Raw genomic sequence first — 4,160 nt, forward strand, 5'->3', positions numbered from 1 at the left:
AATGACCGCTCGATGCGAAAGGCGCGCGGGGGGACCCGCGCGCCGCATGGGCTGTCAAGCTGGCGGGGTCGATCAGACCGCCGCGCCCTCGGGCTGCTCGGCTTCCGCGCGCGCCTCGATGCGCTGCGCGCCGCCGCTCGAAATCTCGATCCGGCGAGGCTTCAGCGATTCCGGCACTTCGCGCACCAGATCCACATGCAGCATGCCATCGGCATGGGTCGCGCCGGTGACGCGCACATGATCGGCCAGCGCAAAGCGGCGTTCGAAGGCGCGGGTCGCGATGCCGCGATGCAGGAAGCTGCGTTCGGTGTCCTCGGGCGCCTTGCGGGCCGCGATCACCAGCGCACCGTCCTTGACCTCGACCGACAGCTCATCCGCAGCAAAGCCCGCCACGGCGACCGAGATCCGGTAGCCCTGATCCGAGGTCTTCTCGATGTTATAGGGCGGGTAGGTCGGCTGGGCCATGTCGCTGGCCATCACCCGGTCCATCAGATCCGCCACCCGGTCGAAGCCGACGGTGGCACGGTAAAGCGGGGCAAAATCGTAGTGACGCATGGTATCATCCTCCATTGAGCGATGTCGTCTCTGTGGGGGCCCTCCCGATGCGGGACGGGCCGGTCTCGCGGACCCCGAAGGCGCCCGCAAAGGACAAGCTGGGAATGGACAAAATCGGTTTCAAGACCCCACGCACCGCTCTTCCAGCAGATTTTTGGGGCCGGCCCGGCCGCCGTCTCTCCGGGTTCAGGGCCGCAGGAACCTGGCCCCCGCGCTACGCGCCGTTCCCGCGCCGAAGCGGCGCATCGGCGAAAGCGGGGCCTCAGACACAGGGGGCGCCGCGCTCTCTGTCCCGCCCCCCGCCAGCCGCGCGCGCAGGATCTCGAGCCCCTCCTCGACCGTGCTGCCCAGCGCCACCTTCCGCGCATCCATCTCGGCCTTGGCCGAAACCACCGACACGATCCGGGGCACCCCGTTCTCGACCCGGAAGACCGGCGCGCCCGAGGCGCCGAAATCGACTTCGCAGGACAGCATCACCACCCCGTCGATCCCGGCCAGGACGTGGCAGACCTCCTGCAGCGAGGGCACCTCGGACCGGTCGAGCGCATAGGACACCACACCCACCGCATCGCCCTGCCCGGGCTGCGGCGCCACCCCGAAGGGCACGAGCCCCGGCAGCCGGATCGCCCGGTCAAGCTGCAAAAGCGCCAGATCGTGCCGCACCCGGCCGACCGAGGCCTCGGCGCCAGGGACATAATCGGGATGCACCGCGCCGCGCCGGATGCCGCGATAGGCCTCGGCCCGGCCGTTGCGCCAGCCCGCGCGAAACTCCATCCGCTCCAGCGGCAACCGCCCGCCGGTCGTCTTGTCGAACAGGCAATGCGCGGCGGTCAGCACCAGATCGGTGGCGATCAGCGCGCCGGTGCAGAACCCCCCGCCGCCCAGTTCCAGCCGCCCGACCCCTTCCCAGCCTCGCGACTCGTCGCCGGTGACCAGCGCGTGCAGCGGCCGGTCGGCGGCTGCGGCCCATGCAGGCGGGACCGGCACCAGCGCCCCCAGGGCCAGAAGCCCCGCCCACACCGATGGCGCACGGGCTCTGACCCTCGGGCGGGGCCGGTCCGCAAGACTGGGGAAAAGGAAACGGCGCAGGCACATCGCCCTGCCCTAGCACCGGCTCGCGGCAATAATGCGGCATCCAGGGCGCGGCGGGGCCGCGCTGTCAGTCCCGGCGTGACAACGCCCGCGGCTTCGGCCCGCCGGTCGCCCAGTCGACCAGCTCGACCGTATGCAGGACCGGCACCCCGGTGCCCGACCCGATCTGCGCGATACAGCCGATATTGCCCGCAGCGATGACGTCCGGTGCCCTGGCCTCCAGCGTCCGCACCTTCCGGGCCTTCAGCTGCCCGGCAATCTCGGGCTGCAGCAGATTATAGGTCCCGGCCGAGCCGCAGCACAGATGCGCATCGACCGGCTCGACCACCTCGAACCCGGCGCGGCGCAGCACCGCCTTGGGCGCTTCCTTCACCTTCTGCCCGTGCTGCAGCGAACAGGCCGCGTGATAGGCCACCCGCAGCCCGCCCCGGCCCGGCGGCAGATCCAGCCGTTCCAGCAGCTCCGTGATATCGACGGCCCGCGCCGCCACTTCCGCCGCCGCCTCGGCCAGCGGATCGCCCCGGAACATGTGACCGTAATCCTTCACCGTGGTGCCGCAACCGCTGGTATTGACGACGATGGCATCAAGCCCCTCGCCCGCGATCTCGGCCGACCAGGCCCGGATTGCCCGCGCGGCCTGGGCATGGGCCTCGGCGGCCCGGCCCATGTGATGGGTCAGCGCCCCGCAACAGCCCATGCCCGTCGCCACCACCACCTCGACCCCGTGCCGGGTCAGCACCCGGATGGTGGCATCGTTGATATCGGGGTCGAGCGCCTTCTGCGCGCAGCCGGTCAACAGCGCCACCCGCATCCGTCGCGCACCCTTGGCGGCAAAGACCTGCGGCCGGTCGCTTTCGCCCGGCTCGGGCAAGCGGGCAGGCGCCATGTCCAGCATGGCCCTGAGCCGCGGATCGGGCATCAGCCGCGCAAACGGCCGCCCCAGCCGCGCCAGCCGCAGCGCCGCCCGGAACCGCCCGGGATAGGGCAGCGTCTTCGCCACCAGCCAGCGCAACGCCCGGTCGCGCCAGGGGCGCCGGTAGGTCGCCTCGATATGGGCGCGGGCATGATCGACGAGATGCATGTAATGCACGCCCGAGGGACAGGTGGTCATGCAGGCCAGGCAGGACAGACAGCGGTCGACATGGCGCACGGTGCGCGCATCCGCGGGCCGCCCGCTCTCCAGCATGTCCTTGATCAGGTAGATCCGCCCACGCGGGCTGTCGAGCTCGTCGCCCAGCACCTGATAGGTCGGGCAGGTGGCGGTACAGAACCCGCAATGCACGCAGGCCCGGAGGATCTCGTTCGCGCGCGCGATCCCGGGGTCCTGCAATTGCTCTTCGGTGAAATTCGTCTGCATCGGCTCAGCCCATCGCCCCGGGATTGAAAAGACCCCTGGGGTCGAACTCGGCCCGAAGCCGCGCGGCCAGCGCGGCCAGCGGCGCCGGTTCCGGGCTTGCCAGAGGGCCCGCCCCCCGGACCCGAACCGCATGTCCGGCAATGCCCGACAGGGCCGGGCGGATGTCATGGCCTTCCGGCACCAGCACCCAGACAAGCCCCCCGCCCCAATCGAAAATCGCCGCCTCGGCCGAGACCGCCGCCGCCGCGCGCGGCCCGTCCGAGGGCCGGACCGAGATCCGCCAGACATCGCCCGGCCGGTCGGCGAAATCCTCCACGTCTCGAAGCCGCCGCATCATCGCCGCGACCTCATCCGGCGCCTCGACGACCCGCGCCGGGCCGAACCGGTCCAGAAGCGCCCCAAGCCGCCCGGCGCGATAGGCAACCGACGCCGCGAATCCCTCCAGCCGCAACCAGGTCTCGCCCGCCTCGGGCAGATGCGCCGCCGCCGACACCTCGAAGGGCGAGCCCAGCGCGGCCGACATCGCCGCGACCGCCGCCTCGGACGTCAGACCCTCCATCACCAGAACCGCCGCCGCCTCGGGCACCGGCAGCACCTTCACGGCCAGTTCGGTCAGCACGCCCAGCGTGCCCCGGCTGCCCGCCAGCAGCTTGACCAGATCGTAGCCGGTCACGTTCTTCATCACCCGCCCGCCATTGCGGATCACCCGGCCGCGCCCGTCGACGAAACGCACCCCCAGCATCGCGTCCCGGCAGGCCCCCGCCTGCACCCGGCGCGGCCCCGAGACATTCGCCGCCGCCACCCCTCCAATCGTCGGAACGCCGTCGCGGCCCAGAAGCCGGCGGTGGTCCATCGGCTCGAAGGCCAGCCGCTGCCCCTCGGCCGCCAGCACCGCCCCGACCTCGGCCAGCGGCGTCCCCGCCCTGACGACCAGCGTCAAGGCGCCGGGCTCGTACAGCACCACGCCCGAAAGCCCCGCGACACTCAACGCGTCGCCCTCGGCACCGACCATGCCGCGCGTGCCCCCGCCCTCGATCCGCAAGGGGCCATCCGCCCCGGCCACGATCCCGGCCAGTTCGGCCTCTGTTTCAGGTCTCATCATTCTTCTTGGTCCAAATACCCTCGGGGGGTGAATTGTCCGTCAGGACAAGAGGGG

Annotated in this window: 4 protein-coding genes; all 4 read right to left on the reverse strand. The window is 71.4% G+C overall.

Annotated elements, in window-relative coordinates; translation table 11 throughout:
* Positions 1 to 72 precede the first annotated feature (72 nt).
* Positions 73 to 555 (reverse strand): Hsp20 family protein, encoded by a 483-nt coding sequence (locus tag DSD19_RS15980; protein ID WP_075787492.1) that lies wholly within the window; start codon positions 553 to 555, stop codon positions 73 to 75.
* A gap of 186 nt (positions 556 to 741) precedes the next feature.
* Complete coding sequence (locus DSD19_RS15985) at positions 742 to 1,575, reverse strand: serine protease (RefSeq protein WP_243628047.1); 834 nt, start codon at positions 1,573 to 1,575, stop codon at positions 742 to 744.
* Positions 1,576 to 1,714: 139 nt separating this feature from the next.
* On the reverse strand, positions 1,715 to 3,004 hold the full coding sequence (gene glcF, locus DSD19_RS15990; RefSeq protein ID WP_113670320.1) for a glycolate oxidase subunit GlcF: 1,290 nt from the start codon (positions 3,002 to 3,004) through the stop codon (positions 1,715 to 1,717).
* Positions 3,005 to 3,008: 4 nt separating this feature from the next.
* Entirely contained in the window at positions 3,009 to 4,103 is a 1,095-nt protein-coding gene (locus tag DSD19_RS15995) for an FAD-binding protein (RefSeq protein WP_113670321.1), read from the reverse strand.
* Between the last annotated feature and the right edge of the window lie 57 nt (positions 4,104 to 4,160).

This window comes from Rhodovulum sp. BSW8 (genome assembly GCF_003314725.1).
Classification (GTDB): domain Bacteria; phylum Pseudomonadota; class Alphaproteobacteria; order Rhodobacterales; family Rhodobacteraceae; genus Rhodovulum; species Rhodovulum visakhapatnamense.